The sequence below is a fragment of the Streptomyces sp. NPDC001070 genome (assembly GCF_053598835.1).
Genome location: NZ_JBSFLB010000065.1, coordinates 1 through 18569, shown reverse-complemented (window position 1 = coordinate 18569; position 18569 = coordinate 1). Strand labels below are relative to the sequence as shown.

17 protein-coding genes and 2 pseudogenes are annotated in these 18569 nt (G+C 71.8%); 10 read left to right on the top strand and 9 right to left on the bottom strand.

Annotation, left to right across the window (positions count from 1 at the left end; all coding sequences use genetic code 11):
* The coding region (locus tag ACWDAS_RS40490) for a carboxymuconolactone decarboxylase family protein (protein ID WP_450400879.1) at nt 1–275 on the bottom strand (275 nt) is incomplete at its 3' end.
* Between the two features lie 174 nt (nt 276–449).
* On the opposite strand from ACWDAS_RS40490, the gene ACWDAS_RS40485 reads away from it, so the two are divergent.
* Both ACWDAS_RS40485 and ACWDAS_RS40480 read left to right on the top strand, forming a co-directional pair.
* On the top strand, nt 450–1589 hold the full coding sequence (locus ACWDAS_RS40485) for an SMI1/KNR4 family protein (RefSeq protein WP_450400877.1): 1140 nt from the start codon (nt 450–452) through the stop codon (nt 1587–1589).
* Nucleotides 1590–1706: 117 nt separating this feature from the next.
* A complete protein-coding gene (locus tag ACWDAS_RS40480; RefSeq protein ID WP_450400876.1) occupies nt 1707–2345 on the top strand; it encodes a flavin reductase family protein in 639 nt (212 codons plus the stop codon).
* 337 nt (nt 2346–2682) lie between these two features.
* Here the strand turns inward: ACWDAS_RS40480 and ACWDAS_RS40475 are convergent, their stop codons facing one another.
* Entirely contained in the window at nt 2683–3903 is a 1221-nt protein-coding gene (locus tag ACWDAS_RS40475; protein ID WP_450400875.1) for a threonine synthase, read from the bottom strand.
* Between the two features lie 599 nt (nt 3904–4502).
* Entirely contained in the window at nt 4503–4703 is a 201-nt protein-coding gene (locus tag ACWDAS_RS40470; protein WP_450400873.1) for a hypothetical protein, read from the bottom strand.
* Between the two features lie 805 nt (nt 4704–5508).
* On the opposite strand from ACWDAS_RS40470, the gene ACWDAS_RS40465 reads away from it, so the two are divergent.
* The 5 genes from ACWDAS_RS40465 (at nt 5509) to ACWDAS_RS40445 (ending at nt 11367) form a co-directional block, all read left to right on the top strand.
* Nucleotides 5509–5757 (top strand): FHA domain-containing protein, encoded by a 249-nt coding sequence (locus tag ACWDAS_RS40465; protein WP_450400872.1) that lies wholly within the window; start codon nt 5509–5511, stop codon nt 5755–5757.
* A gap of 12 nt (nt 5758–5769) precedes the next feature.
* Nucleotides 5770–7365, top strand: coding sequence for an FHA domain-containing protein (locus tag ACWDAS_RS40460; RefSeq protein ID WP_450400871.1), 1596 nt, complete (start codon nt 5770–5772; stop codon nt 7363–7365).
* Between the two features lie 448 nt (nt 7366–7813).
* Nucleotides 7814–10330, top strand: coding sequence for a SpoIIE family protein phosphatase (locus ACWDAS_RS40455; RefSeq protein ID WP_450400870.1), 2517 nt, complete (start codon nt 7814–7816; stop codon nt 10328–10330).
* Between the two features lie 134 nt (nt 10331–10464).
* On the top strand, nt 10465–11025 hold the full coding sequence (locus ACWDAS_RS40450; RefSeq protein ID WP_450400869.1) for a hypothetical protein: 561 nt from the start codon (nt 10465–10467) through the stop codon (nt 11023–11025).
* A gap of 87 nt (nt 11026–11112) precedes the next feature.
* Nucleotides 11113–11367 carry a hypothetical protein gene (locus tag ACWDAS_RS40445; protein WP_450400868.1) on the top strand — a complete coding sequence of 85 codons (255 nt, stop codon included), beginning with the start codon at nt 11113–11115 and terminating at the stop codon, nt 11365–11367.
* Nucleotides 11368–11423: 56 nt separating this feature from the next.
* Here the strand turns inward: ACWDAS_RS40445 and ACWDAS_RS40440 are convergent, their stop codons facing one another.
* Nucleotides 11424–12617, bottom strand: a complete 1194-nt coding sequence (locus tag ACWDAS_RS40440; protein ID WP_450400866.1) for a GDSL-type esterase/lipase family protein — start codon at nt 12615–12617, stop codon at nt 11424–11426.
* A 96-nt stretch (nt 12618–12713) separates the two neighbouring features.
* Nucleotides 12714–13283: a TetR/AcrR family transcriptional regulator gene (locus ACWDAS_RS40435; RefSeq protein WP_450400865.1), complete on the bottom strand. Its 570-nt coding sequence runs from the start codon at nt 13281–13283 to the stop codon at nt 12714–12716.
* 287 nt (nt 13284–13570) lie between these two features.
* Here ACWDAS_RS40435 and ACWDAS_RS40430 point away from each other — a divergent pair, with 287 nt between their 5' ends.
* The gene (locus tag ACWDAS_RS40430; RefSeq protein WP_450400864.1) at nt 13571–14050 is read left to right on the top strand and encodes a hypothetical protein; all 480 of its coding nucleotides are present in this window, start codon (nt 13571–13573) and stop codon (nt 14048–14050) included.
* Between the two features lie 409 nt (nt 14051–14459).
* Nucleotides 14460–15233 (top strand): hypothetical protein, encoded by a 774-nt coding sequence (locus ACWDAS_RS40425; protein ID WP_450400862.1) that lies wholly within the window; start codon nt 14460–14462, stop codon nt 15231–15233.
* Nucleotides 15234–15462: 229 nt separating this feature from the next.
* On the opposite strand, the pseudogene ACWDAS_RS40420 reads toward ACWDAS_RS40425, so the two are convergent.
* Nucleotides 15463–15648: pseudogene (locus ACWDAS_RS40420) on the bottom strand (zinc-binding dehydrogenase); the annotation flags it as partial.
* A 53-nt stretch (nt 15649–15701) separates the two neighbouring features.
* Nucleotides 15702–16544, bottom strand: coding sequence for an ammonia-dependent NAD(+) synthetase (nadE, locus tag ACWDAS_RS40415; protein WP_450400861.1), 843 nt, complete (start codon nt 16542–16544; stop codon nt 15702–15704).
* An 89-nt stretch (nt 16545–16633) separates the two neighbouring features.
* Between nadE and ACWDAS_RS40410 the strand changes: the two genes are divergently transcribed.
* Entirely contained in the window at nt 16634–16873 is a 240-nt protein-coding gene (locus ACWDAS_RS40410) for a hypothetical protein (RefSeq protein ID WP_450400860.1), read from the top strand.
* A gap of 55 nt (nt 16874–16928) precedes the next feature.
* Here ACWDAS_RS40410 and ACWDAS_RS40405 read toward each other — a convergent pair whose 3' ends face one another.
* The gene (locus ACWDAS_RS40405; RefSeq protein ID WP_450400858.1) at nt 16929–17582 is read right to left on the bottom strand and encodes a DUF1707 SHOCT-like domain-containing protein; all 654 of its coding nucleotides are present in this window, start codon (nt 17580–17582) and stop codon (nt 16929–16931) included.
* A 42-nt stretch (nt 17583–17624) separates the two neighbouring features.
* Nucleotides 17625–17995 (bottom strand): annotated as a pseudogene (locus ACWDAS_RS40400) (patatin-like phospholipase family protein); the annotation flags it as partial.
* Nucleotides 17996–18569: the final 574 nt, after the last annotated feature.

Genomic DNA, 18569 nt, shown 5'->3' with positions numbered 1-18569 from the left:
TCGAGGGCGGCGCGCTCGGCCTCGGTGAAGACCGTGGCCTCGCGCCAGGCCGCGATCAGGTTGAGGCGCACCGGGGTCTCCCCCGCAGCGGTGGCGTCCTTGGTGTGCATGTCGGTGCAGAAGCCGCAGCCGTTGATCTGGCTGGCGCGGATCTTCACCAGTTCCTGCGTCGCGGCGGGGAGCGCCGAGTCCGACACCGCCTTGCCCGCCGAGTTGAAGTGCTTGAAGAGCTTGGTCGCGAGGGGGCTTCCGAAGATGTTGACGCGGGCTTCCATGACGATCTCCTCCACTGTCCGGTGGTTGCGCAGCATTGACGGACCGGCCGCGGGAAACGTGACACGGCGGCGGGTGTGACGTGGGTCTCCGCCACGGGGACTTCGGCCCGCGGCGCGGTGCGGTGTGCCGGGCGGGAGGGCAACCACGCGCCCGGCTCGTGGGTCCCTGTACGCATGAGCGTTTCGGAATCCCACGTCTCCGCCTTCGCGGACGTCTTCGGGCCGCCTCCGCCCGACGGCGCCGTCCCCGTCGACTGGGAGGCGGTCGAGTCCTGGCTGGGGCCGCGCCTGCCCGCCGACTACAAGGCCGTCGCATCCCTCTACGGGCCATTGGACATCGGCGAACACCTGTGGCTGCACACCCCGTGCGCCGGCAAGGGCTGGTTCGACTACGGCAGCTGGGTCGAGAGCGGCCGCCGGGCTGCCCCGGGCGTCATCCCCTTCGGTGCAACGCGTACGGCCGACACGCTGTACTGGGACACCACCGCGTCCGACGACCCCGATCAGTGGCCGGTCGTGATGCACTGCCAGGACGACGAGAACGCGGGACGCGACCCCTGGCGCCGCTTCGGCGCGCCGCTGCTGCCCACGTTGATCCGCCTCGTGAGCGAGGGTCTGCGGCCCGCCGTCGCCCGCTGTGCCTTCCTCACCGACCTCGAACCCCACGCGTGGACCCCGCCGCCCCGGCGCCCGGAGCCCACCCCGCGGCAGCGGGCGGCGCTGACCGAAGGCAGCGGCCTGGACACCCTGACCACCCTCGTACCCCCGCCCGCGGCACCCGCCCTCGGGGACCACACCTGGGAGTGGCTGTACGAGCGGCTCGGCACCCGGCTGCCCACCGAGTACGTGCGCCTGATGGAGACCTACGGATCCGGCTGCTGGAGCGGCTGGCTCCGCTTCGGTGCCCCGCTGGGCACGGACCAGTACGCGCTCGCGCCCTGGGCCGAGTGGTACGCCGACACCTATCGGGAACATCGCGCCGGGTTCCCGGAGTACCACCCGCTGGCGGCCTGGCCCGAGGCGGGCGGCATCCTGCCGTTCGCCGACTCCATCGACGGAGACCAGCTCTGCTGGCTCACCGAAGGGGCCACGCCGGACGACTGGCCGCTGATCGTGGTGCCGCGCCACGCCGCGCAGGGCCCGCCGCTGCCGGGCACCCTCACCGAGGTCCTCCTGGAGTGGCTGCGCGGCCGGTTCGGCGCCGAGGGCCTGCCCCGACTCGGTCGACCCGACGAGGACCCCCTCGCCTACATCGGCTTCGAGCCGTTCACCGAGGAGACCGACGACACCGAGGACGCCGGCACCGGCACATGAGCAGCCCCCCACGGACGGGTCCGCGGCGGCTACGCCGCCGCAGACCCCGGGGCGGCGACACGCCGGGGCGCCGCCGTGGGGGCGGGGTGGCGCGGGACGGCCGTGGATACTGCGGCCATGCGCGTCGACTTCGATCCCGAGGCCATGGGCAGTACCGCCTTCTACCGTTTTCTGACCTCCGTGGTTGTTCCCCGGCCGATCGCGTGGATCTCCACCGTGACGCCTGACGGACTGGCGGAGAATCTCGCGCCGCACTCCTTCTTCAGCATCGCCAGCACGGATCCGCCGATCGTGCAGTTCACCTCGATCGGCCGCAAGGACTCGCTGCGCAATGTCGAGGACACCGGCGAGTTCGTGGTGAACTTCGCCTCCGAGGCGCTGATGCCGCTGATCAACACCACGGCCACCGACTTCCCGCGCACCGTCAGCGAGTTCGACCACGCCGGGATCGAGCGCGAATCCAGTCTGAGGGTGCGTCCGCCCAGGGTCGCCGCCTCACCGGTCGTCCTGGAGTGCCGCTCGCACACCACCGTGCGGATGGGCAATTCCACCCTCGTCTTCGGGCGCGTGGTGCACGCCGCCGTCCACGATGACGTCCTCGTGGACGGCCGCCCCAGCGCCCCGCTGCTGCATCCGCTCACCAAGCTCGGCGGCGACGAGTGGGGCACCCTGGGCGAGATCCTCCACCTGAACCGCATCCCCTACGAGGAGCCGCGCCCCTCGCCGCCCCAGGAGCCGGCGCCGGACGCCGGCTGAGTGCACGGGCCGAAGTCCGTGGCCAGCACCTCCTCCAGTCGGACGGCGTCGACGCGGTCCAGGCCGAGGGGACTTCCCATGGGGCTGTCCCAGCACAGGAGGGGAACCACACCGTGTGTTCTCTGGTGGCTCAGCAGACGGCGCCACAGCCGTTCGACGTCTTGAGGGAATGCGTCGGAGACCCACACGGGTACGGGACCACGAGACAGGAACCGGCCGGGGCAGGCCATCGGGCAGCGCGATCGACATGGCCGCACCGTAGACCGCGGCACCGACAGCGCCGCGGGCCTCGGCCCGGTCGGCACCGTCGCCCCGGACCTTCCTCGCCACACGGGCCTCAGGGAATGCGGTCGGTGAGCTCCAGGAGCGGGGGGTCGACGCGGAACGTCTCGGGGTACTTGGCCGCGGCGCCCGTGTTGAGCACCACGACTTCCTCGTCGCCGGACAGCCAGCCCTGCTCGCGCAGGATCCTCACGGCCGACAGCGTCGCGGCGCCCTCCGGGCACAGCAGCGCACCGTCCGCGGCGGCGCACCTGTCGCGGTCGGCGAGCAGTTCCCCGTCGTCGACGGCGACCGCCCGGCCGTCGGTCCCGTACAGCGCGTCCAGGACCAGGAAGTCGCCCAGCGCCTTCGGGACGGTGATGCCGAACGCCACCGTGTGCGCGTCCTCCCACGGCTCGCTGGTCCGCTCGCCCTTCTCGAAGGCGCGCACGATGGGGGCGCAGCCGGAGGCCTGCACGCTGACGAGCCGGGGCATGGGCCCCTGCAGCCAGCCCAGGGCGCGCAGTTCGAGCAGGGCCTTGTGAATGCCGATGAGCCCCACACCGCCGCCGGTGGGATAGACGATCACGTCCGGGGCGCGCCAGCCGAGCTGCTCGGCGATCTCCAGGCCCATCGTCTTCTTGCCCTCGATGCGGTACGGCTCCTTGAGCGTGGCCGCGTCCATCCAGACGCCGGGCTCGGCGGCGATCTTCTCCGCCACCAGCCGGCCCGCGTCACCGATCAGGCCGTTCACCAGGTACAGATCGGCCCCGGCGGCCGCGCACTCGGCCCGGGTGATCGAGGGCGCGTCCGCCGGCATGGCTATCAGCGCGTCGAGCCCCGCCCGCGCGGCGTACGTCGCCCACGCCGCCCCCGCGTTGCCGTTGGTGGGCATCGCGATGCCGCGCGCGCCCAGTTCGAGGGCCCTGGCCACCCCGACGGCCGCGCCACGGGCCTTGAAGCTGCCGGTGGGTATCAGCCCCTCGTCCTTCATCACCAGCCCCGGCACACCGATGGCCTCGCCGTATCGCGGCAGCGGGACCAGCGGCGTCATGCCCTCGCCCAGGGTGACGACGCGGGCCGGATCACGTACGGGCAGCAGTTCGTGGTAGCGCCACAGGGACTGCGGGCGCCCGGCCAGGTCCGCGGGCGTGAGCGAGGCCCTCAGCCGGTCCAGGTCGTAGCGGGCCAGGAGGGGCGATCCGCACGCGCACAGGTTCTGCACCCGGTCGGCGTCGTGGCGGCGGCCGCACCGCGCGCACTCCAGATGCGTCAGCACACTGAATGGCAAGGTCATGCATCCCTTCTTACCTCGCCGGGGACACGGGGCACCGGCCGGGTGGTCAGCCGGGCGCCCGGCACGGCTCAGACGCCACGCCTCCGCCGAGGACTCGAGGTGTCGCCCGCCGCGGATGCGGGTTCCCGCTACGGGACCACCACGGCCGTGCGGCCGTAAAACCGCAGGCAGGCGAATTCCTTCGGTGCCCCGGAGCTCAGTTGGTGGTCTGGACCAGTGTCGGGTGCCCGTTGTTCAAGATCGCTTTGCCGAACCCTTGCCCAGGCCGCGGACGATCCGTGCTGACACGCAGTCCCAGAGCACGGAGACCCACATGAGCAAGCCCGAGACGCTGGGCAAGCCCTTCGTCATCGGGGGCACCCAGTCGCCGAGAAGTTCGGGCAGGGCTTCTACGGCTGGATCGGCGACACCCGCATCGTCGACCGCGCGCTCACGCCCGGGGAGTTCATGACGCCCCGCCCGTGATCGCATCCGTCTGACGCACTCCGCCCGACGCGGGCCGCGCCCCGACGGGCGGTGCCCCGCACGCTCCGACGTCACGGAGCGTGCGGGGCACGCGGTGCGACCCCCCGGGTCCTGCTACTGACTGACGGAGGGACTCAGTCCCGGCGCCGGCGGCCACGCGGACGCGCGAGTTCCGCGTACCACCTGCCCCGGCGGCCCCCGGCCTGGTCCGAGGCCTCCGCCGAGGACACCGGCAACCTGGTCGATTCGCAGTACGCCTTCCACGCCTGGTACCAGTTCGGTGCCAGGACGACTGCGAGCATGAGGAGCGGGACGAGCACGGCGGATATCAGCACGGCTTCTCCCTTCCGTGCGGCCGGCACGCCGGGAGGGCGCGGTCGGCTTCTGACGCGGACAGGGGTCGGTGGGCACGGGCCCGCCGACCGGACCGGATGAAGGGGCTCCGTCCGATATCGTCCTCCAGGCCGCGTCGAACGCAAATCGGACACATCGGCTACGCCGGTTCCCCGCGCGGCCGGGCCCGCTCCCACCCGTCGGCCGCAGGCGCCGCGGCGCCCCCGCCTCCGATACTCCGAATGGCTGACGCGGTCCGACGGCCGGGCACGGTCCCGTATGGGGCGGCGACCCGGCGCGCGCGTCCGGCTGCCGCCCAAGCGGTCAGCGGCGAGGGTGCCGTTGCGGCTGCCGGACGCGCGCCGCCGTTCCGCGGGTACCGGCATCGCGTGCGTGCGCAGTTGCGGGGGCCCCGGGCTCACTGCGCCGATCCGCCGGATGGCGGAGCCGGGCGGGTCCAGTGGCCGTAGACGGCGGGCGTGCGCGGGGTGGGTTCCGCGCTGTATTCCGTCCGCGGTGTTTCCCCCGGTGGGCGGTCTGGGCAGTTGTTGTGCTCATGGAACACCGTTTTTCCGTCCCCTTCGCGCGCGGGAGACCAGCGGCGCACGCGGCCGGGTCCGGACCGCCGGCGCCGGTGAACCGTTGACCCCCTGACAGGCGTGGATGTAAAGGATGCAGGGCGGTCGGTTCGGGACGTGACGCGGTGCGGAACGGCCGGCCGGCCAGGGACTGTGCGTTCCCCGTAGTGTGTTGACAAGTGGAGATGAGTGACCAATGCCTCCTGAGATTGTCGGGCGTCGAGGCTCTTTGGCAGGGGAGAGGTTCGGGATCGGCGACAAGCCCCTCACTTTCGGGCGCAAGGCCGGGAACACGGTGGTGATCGCCAGCGTGAGCGCCTCCCGCCTCCACGCGGAGGTGCGCCGCGAAGGTCACGGCTTCGTCCTGTACGACCGGGGGAGCAGCAACGGTACGCGGGTCAACGGTGAGCGCGTGACATCGCACGTGCTCCAGCCGGGCGATGTGATCGCCATCGGCGACGAGACCTTCAGCTTCTAGGCCGCCGACGCGATGGAGACCATCCTGGATCTCTCCTTGCTGGAGGCGCTGATGCCGCCGGCGGAACCGGAGGAGCCCGGGCCGGTCCTGAAGGTCACGGTGGCGGGCGGCGGGCCGGTGGGGCTGTCGCTGGCCCTCCTGCTGGAGAATCTGATGGGCCGCCGGGTGTCCGTGACGGTCTACGACTCCCGCTGGACGCAGGACGGGGACCGCGTCGTCTGGAAGGACGAGGGGCAGGGCAACGTCCGCCGGCAGCAGGTCGTGACCGTCCAGAGCCGGCAGTACCTGAACCTGCCCGAGGAGGTGCAGGCGCGGCTGTTCACCGAGGGCACCTACACCGAGATGTGGCCGGCCGGCCCCGACTCGATCCGCGGATTCAACCCGCGCAACATACGCATCGCCTACATCGAGGACGCGCTGCTCGATCTGGCCAACGGCAAGCGGGACCGCATCCGCCTGGTGCCGGCCCGATTCGACGCGATCGAGCAGCATGAGGCCGTGGCCCAGGACCACGTCCTGGCGATCTGTGAGGGTGGCCGGTCCCGCACGCGGGAGTACTTCACGGACAAGTTCGGGACGGCCGACAAGTCCATCTACTCGCTGGGCGGTGAGCACATCCAGGACGTGGTCCTGGGCCTGCGGGTGAAGTCGAAGCTGTCCGACCCGATGACGGTGCTGCTGACCGTCGCGCAGAATCGTTTTCTTCTCAACGCCCTGCGTGGTGAGGGATTCCTCAACATGCGCCTGACCGACGCCGAGGCGATGGAGGTCGTCGGGATCGATCCGGTGCGCCAGGTCTTCGAGCAGTGCATCGCCTCGCGCCCCTGTGTGATGAGCCGTGACGGCCACGGCGACTTCCACTGCTCCACCCACAGCACGTTCTTCCTGCCCGCCCTGATCAAGGGCTCGGCGCTGTGGAAGCGCGTCAAGGAGGGGCTGGCCCTCTTCGACGTCGACGAGGACGACCTGAGCGCGATCACCGCCTTCCGGTTGGACATGGTGCAGCGCCCGCGCTTCACGGCCCGCCTGTATCCGGCGACCTCGGCCACCCCGGGCACGTACGGGTTCCTGCTCGGGGACGCCGCCAACGCCATCCACTTCTGGCCCGGACGCGGCCTGAACAGCGGTCTGGCCTCGGCCATTTCGCTCGCCCGTACGCTCAGCGGCACCTGGCGCGGCAAGCCGCTGCGCGACGCGGACTTCGTGCGGCACGAGGCGGCCATGTCGATGCTCCAGTACCGGCACAAGAGCCGCGCGTGGAATGCCATGATCACCACCGACGAGAACGGGGTGGGCCAGGCGATCAAGGAGAAGATCGCGCAGAGCATCGTGGAGTCCGCCGAGGGGAAGCTGGACCGCGAGGCGGACATCGACGCGCTCATGGAGCAACTCCGCGCGATCCGGGACCGTCTGGCCCCGCGCATCCCCGGGATGCCCGACGACACCGTCCTCCGGGAGCATCTCGACACCCTCACGAGCGAGACACTGCGCACGCTGCGGGACAGCGGTGCGTGGGACACCGTCATCGTGGGCGGTGAGGAGGTCGACATCGACATCTTCTACCGGGACGACCAGCCCCGGGCGCGCACGGCGTCACCGGCTGTCTGAGTCGGCGGCCGCCCGGCCGCCGCTCCTGGAGTGGTGCGGCCGGGCGGCGGGCCCGGCCGGGGGCTCCCCACCGTGCCGGTGGAGGACGGCGGCGAACAACCCGGGGAAGCGGTGTCGGCGCGGGCATGCCGCCCCTTCCCCCGCCCGCCGCTGGCGGTCCCCTCGCGGCACCTCGTCGGTGCCACCCGCGCTCGCCCTGCGGCGGCGGACGTGGTCCGTGGCCCGGGGGTGGAGTCGGGCGGACCCGGTACACCCCCGGAAGGGCATCGGGGCCGGTCACCGCCCCGGCCGGAAGCTTCCGCCGCGGGTAGGCTGGAACCAGCCCGGCGGCCGTGTCCGCGCAAGCGCCCGCGCGCCGGGTACGCATCGGTACGGGATGGCCGGCATGGGTGCTCCCACGAGAACTCCTTTCACATCGGCAACCTCACCGTCCGGCCCGTCGACCGCCGTGGTCCTGGTCGACGGCACAGGAGTGGTACGGGGATGGAGCGAGGGGGCCGCGAGACTTCTCGGCCGCTCGACCCCGGAAGCGCTCGGCAGGCCCCTGGCGGACGTCTTCCCGCCGGTGGGGAGCGCGGCGTACCAGGCGGGGACCGCAGATCTCGCCGAGCGGCTCGGCTCGGAGCGGGGCTGGGCGGGCCGGCAGACCGTACGCCGTGAGGACGGCAGCCCTCTCGACCTGGAGATCAAGATCCTGCCTGTCCAGGACTCGGGCGATCGCCCGATGCGCCTGATCCTGGCCGCCGACTTGGCGCAGAGCTGGTGGGCGAGCGCCGGCCGCTCCCTGCTGGAAGGGATCACCCTCACCGCGCCGGTGGGCATGGCCATGCTCAACACCGAGCTGCGGCTCACCTGGGTGAACGACGCCATGGAGCACCTGTGCGGTATCCCTCGCGAGCGCTTTCTCGGCCGGTGCCTGGGCGACGTCCTGCCAGGACTGGACGTGGCGGACACCGAGGCGGAGATACGCCAGGTCATGCGGACCGGGCGCCCGTCGACGGGTCGTGAGTACTTCGGCCACGTCCAGTCGGATCCGGACCAAGTCACCTACTCGACCTCCTGCTTCCGCCTGGAGAGCGAGGACGGGCGACTGCTGGGCGCCTGCTACATCGTGCTGTCCACCACCGACCACTACCGCGTCCGGCAGAAGCTGACGCTCCTGAACGAGGCCCGCAAACGTATGGGCAGCACGCTGGACGTCCCGCGCACCGCACAGGAACTGGCCGACGCCGCCGTCCCCGGGCTCGCCGACCACGTGACCGTCGACCTCCTCGACGCGGTGCTCCGCGGCGAGGAGCCCCCACCCGGCCCCGCCGACGCCGCAGCGGCGGCCGGCCTGCGCTGCGCCGGACACCGCTCCACCCGTGCCGACGTCCCACCGCCCACCCCGCCCGGTGAGCGCTGCGCCTACCCCCCGCGGTCCCCGGCGGCCAGGGCGCTCGTCGGCGGCACCTCGGCACTGTTCCCCGAGGTGGACCCCACCGACCCCCGCTGGGCCGCCGACGACCCGGTCCGCAGCGCGCACCAGCGCGACCTCGGCGTCCACTCGCTGATGATCGTGCCCATCCGCTCGCGCGGCACCATCCTGGGAGCGGCCACCATCGCCCGCTCACGGGACACCGGGCCGTTCCGGCCCGACGACATGGTCCTCGCGGAGGAACTGGTCGGGCACGCCGCGGTCTGCATCGACAACGCCCGCCGCTACACCCACGAGCACGCCGCCGCACTGACCCTCCAGCGCAGCCTGCTCCCGCAGGACCTGCCCGAGCAGAACGCGGTCGACGCCGCCTGCCGCTACCTGCCCGCCGACACCGAAGCCGGCGTGGGCGGCGACTGGTTCGACGTCATCCCGCTCTCCGGAGCCCGGGTCGCCCTGGTCGTCGGCGACGTCGTCGGCCACGGCATCCACGCCGCCGCCACCATGGGACGCCTCCGCGCCGCGGTGCAGACCCTCGCGGACATCGACCTCGCCCCCGACGAGGTACTGGCCCATCTGGACGACATGGTCGGCCGGATCGCCGACGAGGCCTGCGGCGGATCCGGTGGATCCGCCGTGACCGGGGCGACCTGCCTGTACGCCGTCTACGACCCGGTCGGCCGCCACTGCACCCTCGCCCGCGCGGGCCACCCCGCGCCCGTACTCGTCACTCCCTCCGGCACCGGCCGGATCCTGGACCTGCCCAGCGGCCCGCCCCTGGGCCTGGGCGGTCTGCCCTTCGAATCCACCCGGATGGACGTGCCCGAGGGCAGCGTCCTCGTCCTCTACACCGACGGCCTCATCCAGAGCCGCTCCCTCGACGCCGACCAGGGGCTCCGGCAACTGCTCGACGCCCTGGCCGCCCCCGGCACCCCGCTGGAGGACCTCTGCGACGCAGCCGTCGCCAACCTCTCGGCCCACCGGCCAGGGGACGACGCGGCGCTGCTGCTGGCCCGCACCCACGCCCTGGGCGCGGAGCACGTCGCCTCCTGGGACATCGCCAAGGATCCCGCCGCCGTCGCACCGGCCCGCGCGAAGGCAGCCCGGCAACTCGCGGCCTGGGGGCTCGAGGAGCTCGCGTTCACCACGGAGCTGGTGGTCAGTGAACTCGTCACCAACGCCATCCGCTACGCCTCGGACCCCATCCGGCTACGGCTCATCCGCGACCGTACGCTCATCTGCGAGGTCGCCGACGGGAGCAGCACCTCCCCCCACCTGCGCCACGCCCGGACGACCGACGAGGGCGGCCGCGGCCTCTTTCTCATCGCCCGGTTCGCCGAGCGCTGGGGCACCCGGTACGCCGGGGACGGCAAGACCATCTGGTCCGAGCAGCCCCTCCGGCCCGGCGGGGCCGGGCAGGACGGCCTCGGCGGGCTCGACGCCTTCGCGGATCCGGACGCCTTCGGAGCCCTGGGAGACCTGGGCCGCCTCGACGCCCCGGGCCCCCCGAGCGAACGCGGCACCCCCTCGGGAAGCGGGACGAGCTGATGCGATTCCTGCGCGCCGCGATACGGTGATACCGCGTTCCGCGCGAAGGGCCGCACCACCCGCACGCACCCTGACCGAGCGCCGGTCCCCAGACCATCGAGGACGCCGTACGATGCCGATCCGATCGAGCAGCCGTGGCTGACGCGGCCTCACGCGCGGAGCAACGCGTCGCGCACGTGCGGGACGAGCCGGCCCGACGCTACGCGCTGGCGCGGGAGTTCTACCGGAACGCCACGGGACCCCGCCGCCGGTACGGCCATGCCGAGCTCAGTTTCATGCGCTGGTCGCTCGCCCGTGGCGTGCTCGCCCCGGAGACCGCCGACCCGCCGGGCAGTCCCTGGTGGCGCGCCGTCAACGAACGGCTGCTGCGCGACAAGATCGAGGCCCACCTGCTGTGCGCCGGGATCCCGGGCGCCGCCGGCGCCCGCAGCGTCGAGTACTGGGTGGACTTCATCCGCGCACCGGAACCCGCCCGCTGGTACCGCGCGCACAATGCCAGCATCGTCGCGGGCTACCTCCGGCACGAGGATCTGGCCGCCGGCGAACTGCAGGTGGAGCGGTTCATGATGAACGTCGCCCTGCTCCGCGTCCTGTTCACTCACGCGATGCTCGTACGGCCCCGCATCGCCCTCGGCCGGCTCGCCGTCCTCGGGCCTCTCATGGCCGACCCCCGCCACCGGGCCGTCCAGATGTAACTCGACCTCGGTCGGTCCTTCCCCCCGGAGTACCCGGTCACCGCGCCCGTCGAGGAAGCCGTCCTGGACGAACACGCCCTCGCCCGCATGCTCGACTACGGCGTGATCGCCCCACGGCTGACCGAACTCTACGAGTTCTCGGCCGCGGCACTGGAGCAGCCACGGCTGACCGCGCTGCTGGACGACGGTGTGCCGGCCTACGCTTGGCCGCACGCGGACCGGCCCATCTGGTACATCGGCAACACGGGCCGGCACCTGCGCGCCGTCGCGCGTGCCACCGGAGTGCGCCTGCGATGGGAGCCGTCGCCTCTGGCCCCGGCCCGCCGCCGATCGCACCGGTGACGGCGCCGCACCGCGGCCTGTCCGTCCTCGAACGGATGCGAAGTGCCGCCGGGCACTCAGGCGGAGTAGTCGTCGTGGAAGGCCCGGGCGAAGGGGCCGGTGGGGGCGAACGCCAGCCGGGCGAAGTTCCCGCCGATGCGGCGGTGTGCCGCGGGGTCGGGGTGGACCTCGTCGGGCAGGGGGAGATCGGCGTGATCGGCCTCCCCGTAGAGGTCGCGGCCGTCGAGGTAGTGGAGGTGGGGGTCGTCGGCCGCTCGTTGCGCGACGATCCGGGCGAGCTCGTCGCGGATGACGGTGAGCGTCAGGCGCCCCGCGGCGCGTTCGGCCGGATCGCCCGTGGCCTTGAAGCGCAGCCTCCCGGCCTCGAAGTCCGGCGCGAGGGGGCCGGGGGTGTGCTCCTGGACCGGGCAGAGGATGGGGGAGACGACCAGCAGCGGCGTGGTGGGGTGCCCTTCGCGGATGATGTCGAGGAAGCCGTGGACCGCCGGGGTGAAGGCGCGCAGGCGCATCGCGTCGGTGTTGACGATGTTGATGCCGATCTTGAGGCTGATCAGGTCCGCGGGGACGTCGCGCATCGCGCGTGCGGTGAAGGGGTCGAGCAGCGCGCTGCCGCCGAACCCCAGGTTGATCAGTTCCACTTCGCCCTCGGCGGCGGCGAGGGCAGGCCAAATGGCCGTCGGATGGGCGGCGTTGGATCCGTGGCTGATGGAACTTCCGTGGTGCAGCCACACCCTGCGGCCGGGCCGCGGCAGCGGCTCGACGGGGGCGTCGGTGCGCAGGGCGACCAGCTCGGTGATCTCCGTGTGGGGGAGCCAGATCTCGACGTCCTTGTCCCCCGGGCGCAGTTCGCCGAACCGGGCGGTGCCGACGGGTCCCGCGTGCAGTTCGGAGGCCTGGGTGACCATGTCGGTGATCAGTCGGACGTTACCGCCGGCCACCGTGGCCTGGGCAGCGAGACGGCCGTCGACCAGCAGGTCGTACACGCCGTCCGCCGGGGGCGGGAAACCCTGGTAGACCCGCTTGGTGGGCAGGGTGTCCAGCTCGACGACGGTGGCCCGGGTGCGGAAGGCCAGCCGCACGCCGGAAGGCTGGGCCTCGGCCGTCGCCAGCTGCTCGTCGGGGATCTGCCGCCGGGCCCGGGCGGGCAGACGATGCGGCAGGAGGCCGTGTGCGGTGTGCTCCACGTCGAGAGCGCCGCGCAGGAGCTCCGTGGTGATGGGCGTGCTGATCAGGTTCTGGGGAGTGTGCATGGTCCGATGCCTGTCCTGGCTGTTCGTCTGTTCGTGTGTGCTGTCGGGACGCGCCGGTGGGCCGCCGTCGCGTGGCCGACGGCCAGAGCCGGGATCTCAGCGAGTGGACCGGTTGCGCAGCAGGGCGTCGAGGGAGTCCAAGGTCCACGACCAGGAGTCCTGGCTGTCGACGGGGGTGTGGTCAAAGCCTCCGGCCGTCTCCAGGCTGACGTAGCCGTGGAAGACGCTGCCGAGCAGCCGGACGGCGTGTGTCTGGTCCGGCTCCGGCAGGTCGTAACCGCGCAGGATCGCCCGCATCATCTGCGCGTGTCTGACGCCGGCGCTGGCGGCCGCCGTCTCCGGGGCGAGTCTGAGCTGCGCCGCGGCGTAGCGCCCGGGATGCTCCCGGGCGTAGTCGCGGTAGACGTTCGCGAAGGCGGTCAGCGCTTCCCTGCCCGCGCGTCCGGCCAGGGCTTCGGCCGCCCGGTCGGCGAGTTCCTCCAGGGCGAGCAGGGCGATCCTGGTCTTCAGGTCGTGTGAGTTCCTGACGTGCGAGTACAGGCTCGCGACCTTGACGCCGAACCGTTCGGCGATTGCGGAGACGGTCACCTGGTCGAAGCCGACCTCGTCCGCCAGTTCCGCCCCGGCACGGGCCAGTCGGTCCGCGGTCAGTCCTACGCGTGGCACAGCCTTGCTCCCTTCTGCCGTATTCGATTATGTGTCCACCTAAGCTTATTAGGCAAATGCCTAGCCGACCACCCTTGGGTGTGCCGGCCCGGCTTCTTCGCCGGGGAACGGGGGTATACCCGCCGCGGGGCGCTGTGGGGTGCCGCGGAGCGCGGGTGGGGGCGGGGGAGAGAGTGAAACCTGAGGACGGTGGAGCGCCGGACCCGGTGCCCGAGATGTTCAGCCTGCCGGCAGTGGTCCTGACGGAGCCGAAACGGCCGCCGCTGGGCAGTCGGGACAGGCCGAGGATGATCCTGTCCGCCCTCGACGGCCCCGAGTTCGCCGCGCTCCGTGACGCCACGCCCGGATCCGGCAAACCCACGTACACCCTTGCCGATCCGGCGGGCCGAACCGCCCTCACCGTGGCGGTCAGTCCGCGCAGGTCTCCGAGGACTCGGTTCGAGTTCACGGACGGCCAAGGCCGCACGGTGGGCGCGGCGCAGGGGCGCAGTCGGCTGTTTCCCGCGCTGGAACTGCAGGTGAGCTGTGACGGTTGTGCCGACGTGCTGCACCTCAGGCGGACGGCTGTGGCCGGCTCGGCGTGGCTGGTGAAGGACCGCACGGATGCCGAGCTCGTCCGGGTGACAGCCTCGTCGGCCGCACTGGTCACCGCGCGTCAGCGGTACGAGATCCACTTCGACGGGCTGATCACGCCACCGCAGCGCCGGGCGATGGTGGGAGCCGTGATCGCGGTCCACGCTCTGCGGCGCCGGCTCGGCGGCGACTGACGCACCGTCGCCCGGGACCGCCGTCGAGAGCGGACACGCGACCCCCTCTACGAACGGCCCATTCAGGATGCGGCGCAGGTCACGGCATGTAACGGTGATCATGTGCGATTTGGGTTCGGTGGGGATCCGCGGATCGCAGGGCGGTTTCGGCCATCGCCATGACCGTCCGCCCCGCCCACCACGCCGAGGTCCGTGCCCTCACGGGCGACTCCTGTCGTACAGGAGGCCGCGGCCTCGGACGTATCCCTCCGCACACACGACAACCACTGAAGATCTGCTGAAACGCGAGGGGTCACGACTCGACCGCTGCCGCATCGCGGTGCCGCGCGTCGTCGCGGGCCGCCGGGCACGGTCGCAACCCGGGCCCCTCGACTACCCGCAAGGAGTGGGTGTGAAGGTTCGCTTTCGTGTGAGTCGAGGAAAGACGCTGACGGTCATCGCACTGGCCACGATCGTCTCCTCGGCCCTGTCAGGATCGGGGTCTGCTCTCGCAGACGGCAAATCCATAGGCTCGGATCACTGGGGCGTGATCACGCGCAACACGATCGGCTCCCCCGTCGCCGTCCTCAGGGACGGCCCGTTCGGCTCCTTCGGCGTGACAGGGTCCGCCGCCCGGCCGCCCTACGGAAACGGCAGCCTGGGCATCGAGGTGGCGGACAGCTCCACCTCGCTGGCGCCTCCCAGTGAGAAGGTCGACTTCGGCAACGAGGTCGACTTCTACGGCGACCGAGTTCTCGGCTTGGACCAGCTCGGGTTCCACGTCTTCCAGACCGGCGAGAACGTCGACTACGGCGGTGAGGGGAACCTGCCGAACATCAGGATCGAGATCAACCCGAACCTGACCTCGCGTCCGGGCGATACGTACTCCACGATGGTGTGGCTGCCGCCCGCGATCCCGGTGGCGAACACGAACCGCTGGAGCGGGTTCCTCAACGCCGCCACCACCGGCAGCTGGTACCTGTCGGGCAACGAGCTCCCGACCGACTGCACGTCGTCCAGCCCGTGCCCCTTTGCCACACTGAAGAACCTGCTCAACGACGGCGGCTCGCAGCCGACCATCTACAGCGTGGCGGTCGGCAAGGGCCGCGACAAGAATTGGGTCGGCGCCGTCGACGGTCTCCGGATCAACCGGTACGTCTACGACTTCGAGGCCGATGGCGTGCAGGCGCGCCGGGTCAGCTGACCGGCCAACGCCGCGCGCGGACAGGTGGGTTGGTGCCCGGTAGCGGCGATTCTGTCGCGCCCCTGTGTTAGCCGGGGAGAGCTGACCCGCGTCGCCGTCATCGGCTGACCCCTTCCGGCGCCGCTGTCGAAGCGGTCGACTCATGATCCGGCCCGCCCGTTCCGCGCCGCCCCCACCGGCGGACCGGCGGCCGGGCCGGATCGTGCGTCGGCGAACGTGACCTCGGGCGTCAGGCGATCTCGATGGCCGTCCTGCCCGAAGTGCCTCCCACGGCCAGGGCGCGCTGGGCGTCGGCCGCGCGCTCCAGGGGGTACGTGGCAGCGACGCGCACGGCCGGCTTCGCGGCCTCGGCGAGTTCCACCAGCGCGGTGAGGTCCGCGTGGTCGAGGCGGCGGAACGCTGCGTCGGACGACCCGCCGGGTCGACGTGCCCACGGTGATCGGAAGGATCCCGGCGACTACCGAGGGATCAACGCCGCCACCATTCGTCGAGCGGGGTGACCGGAACGGCACGCTTGTGCCGGGTCGCGCGATAGACCGACTCCACCTTCGCCGCCAGTTCCGGCGAGACGTCGGCGCCTTCCAGGTAGTCGTCGATCTGCGCGTACGTCAGGCCGAGCGCCACCTCGTCGGGCAGCGCGGGCCGCTCGTCCTCGAGGTCGGCGGTCGGCACCTTCTCCCAGACGCTCGGCGGCGCGCCCAACTCCTGTAGCAGGGCGACACCCTGGCGCTTGGTCAGTCCGGTCAGCGGGGTGACGTCGACACCGCCGTCGCCGTACTTGGTGAAGAAGCCGGTCACCGCCTCGGCCGCGTGGTCGGTACCCACGACGAGCAGGTTCAGCTGCCCGGCGATCGAGTACTGGATCACCATGCGCTCGCGGGCCTTGATGTTGCCGCGCACGAAGTCCCGCAGCCTGGGCTCGTCGCCCAGCAGCTCCCGCAGGCCGAGCGCCGCCTCGGCGGCGACGGCGTCCGCGCCGGGCTTGACGTTCACCGCGATCGACCGGTCGGGCCTGATGAACCTCAGCGCGATCTGGGCGTCCTCCTCGTCGGCCTGCACGCCGTAGGGCAGCCGCGCCGCGACGAAGGTGGCCTCGTGCCCCTCGGTCCGCAGCTCCTCGCAGGCGAGCTGGCACAACCTGCCGGTCAGCGTGCTGTCCTGGCCGCCACTGATCCCGAGCACGTAACCCTTGGCCGGGGTCGACCGCAGGTACTCCTTGAGGAAGTCGACCCGTTGCCGGATCTCCAGCTTGGGCACGATGGTCGTCTTGACGCCGAGTTCGGCAAGAATGTGCTGCCGTAGGTTCATCATCCACGTAATGTACTGGCGGGATTCGAACCGCGGGAAGACGGTCCTGAGCGGGGCCGCCACCGGCTCGGGGAGGGCGCCGGGATCACGCCTTGCGGCGGCAGGGCGTCTCGATCGCCGGTTTCCCGGAGGCGGCCGTGCGACTTGCCAAGCGCCGGATCAACGCGGCCGGCCTCCCGCCCAAGGAGGACGTCCACGTCGACGCGAGCGGCTTCCAGATCCTGGTGCGCGACGCGTTGAGCGCCGCCAGGCTGGGCGCACTCATGGAGCGCGGAATGCAGCAACGCTCCGGCACCGAGCTTGAGTTGGGCACGGCGGTCGGGGAGCTCTGAGCACGATGACCGGCCGAAGCCCTTTCGGGCCTGACGTACGGCCCGGTCGGCCCGGTCAGTGTCCGGCGCTCTTGCGCTCGCGCTCCTTGAGGCGCCGTTCCTTGGCCGGGGGCAGCTGATGGACGACGTGGACGTTGCCGCAGACGGCGACGCCGGTGACGTTGATCCGGTGCGCCGCCGTGTCGTCCGCGCTCTCGCGGTCCTGCTTGAAGCCGCCCAGGATTCCGGTGCCGGCGACACGCACCTCGACGTCCTCGGGCACGACGACATAGACCGTGCCGATCAACGAGTTGACGCGGATGGTCGTCTCCGGACCGGTGAACCGGGCCTCGCGGAGATCGATCACTCCGGAACTGACGACCGCGGTGCCGTGGTACCGCTCTCCCACCACCCAGCGTCCCTTGCGGACGAAGTCGCCGAGGACGCCGACATCCCTCATGGACGTCGGTGTGCCACTGGCCCGGCGGACCGGCCGCAGGTCCTCGACGACCGAGGCGAGTTCGCCCCTGGACTTGGCGTTGTAGACCGATTCCAGTCGCTCCTCCAGTTCGTCGACCGAGACCCGGCCGTCGGCTGTGGCGGCCCGCAGTACGGCCGCGGCCCGCTCGCGGTCGGCATCGGAGGCGCGAAGTGCCGAGTCGGCGGCAGAAACGGCCTTGTGGGCAGGGGGAGCGTCGGGCGCGCCCTCGGGGGGCTGTGGGACGTCCATGGAGCGAGCATACGACCCGGTCGACTGCGCGTGGAGTGGACGTCAGCCGTGCCAGACCTCGGCCACCGAGGCCGCCAGTGCGGTGGCCTGGGCGTGGCCCGCAGGGCGGCAGCCGGCCGGCGTGCGTCGTCCGCCAGGTTGCGGCCCATCACGCGGCGCGCGGCGCCGTCCGGGGACAGCAGGACGACTCGCGTCCCGGAGTTCTCCAGTTCCGCGGCCTGCCGCGGGGCACTCGGATGCGGGCCGAGCGCCTTGGGGATCGGCACGACCGCCAGCACCCGGCGATATCCGCGGGCGAGCCGGAGGTTCGCGGTCGAGCGGCTGCCGCCGTCCATCCAGCGCCTGCCCGCCACGGTGACCGGCGGCCAGACGACGGGCACGGCGCGGCTCGCCGCGACCGCCTCGAGGAGCGTCCCCCCTGCGGCTCATCGGGTCAGCCGAAGACGCCGAGAACGAACCGGCTGTTCCCGTCCGCAGGGCCTGCCATCGGTGGACCAGTGGGGCACCGACGAAATGCGCTGATCAGGGGTTTGCATCGAACCGGCAGAGATCGTTTCCCGCGGACGGGCTCACATGGCCGCCGGTGAACAAGTCGAACGCGCCGACGGCGAGATCGAAGCGTGGGTGCAAGGCGTCGGGATTCCACACGTATGACAGCGCTCGGACTTGGGGGATGTACCGGGTCTCCTCTGGTGCCTTCACCAGAGACACGGCAACACCGGCCGAGTGAGGTGTCGGCCGGCGTCCGGAACTGACGGACAGGACGCTGGCTGGGCTGTCGCGTCCGGGTGGGCCCGCACAGTGCGACGATTCGCGTCAGGTGCGCCGCCGGCGCCGGTCGAGACGCTGCTGTGCCCGGGGGGTGCGCAGCCAGGCCCCGAGCACGACGCATACGGCGGCCGTGCCGTACGTCCACGTCTGAAGAGAGACGCCGGGCAGCAACCCACCCCCGAGGTAGAGGACGGTGCCGGCGAGGGTGACGGACAG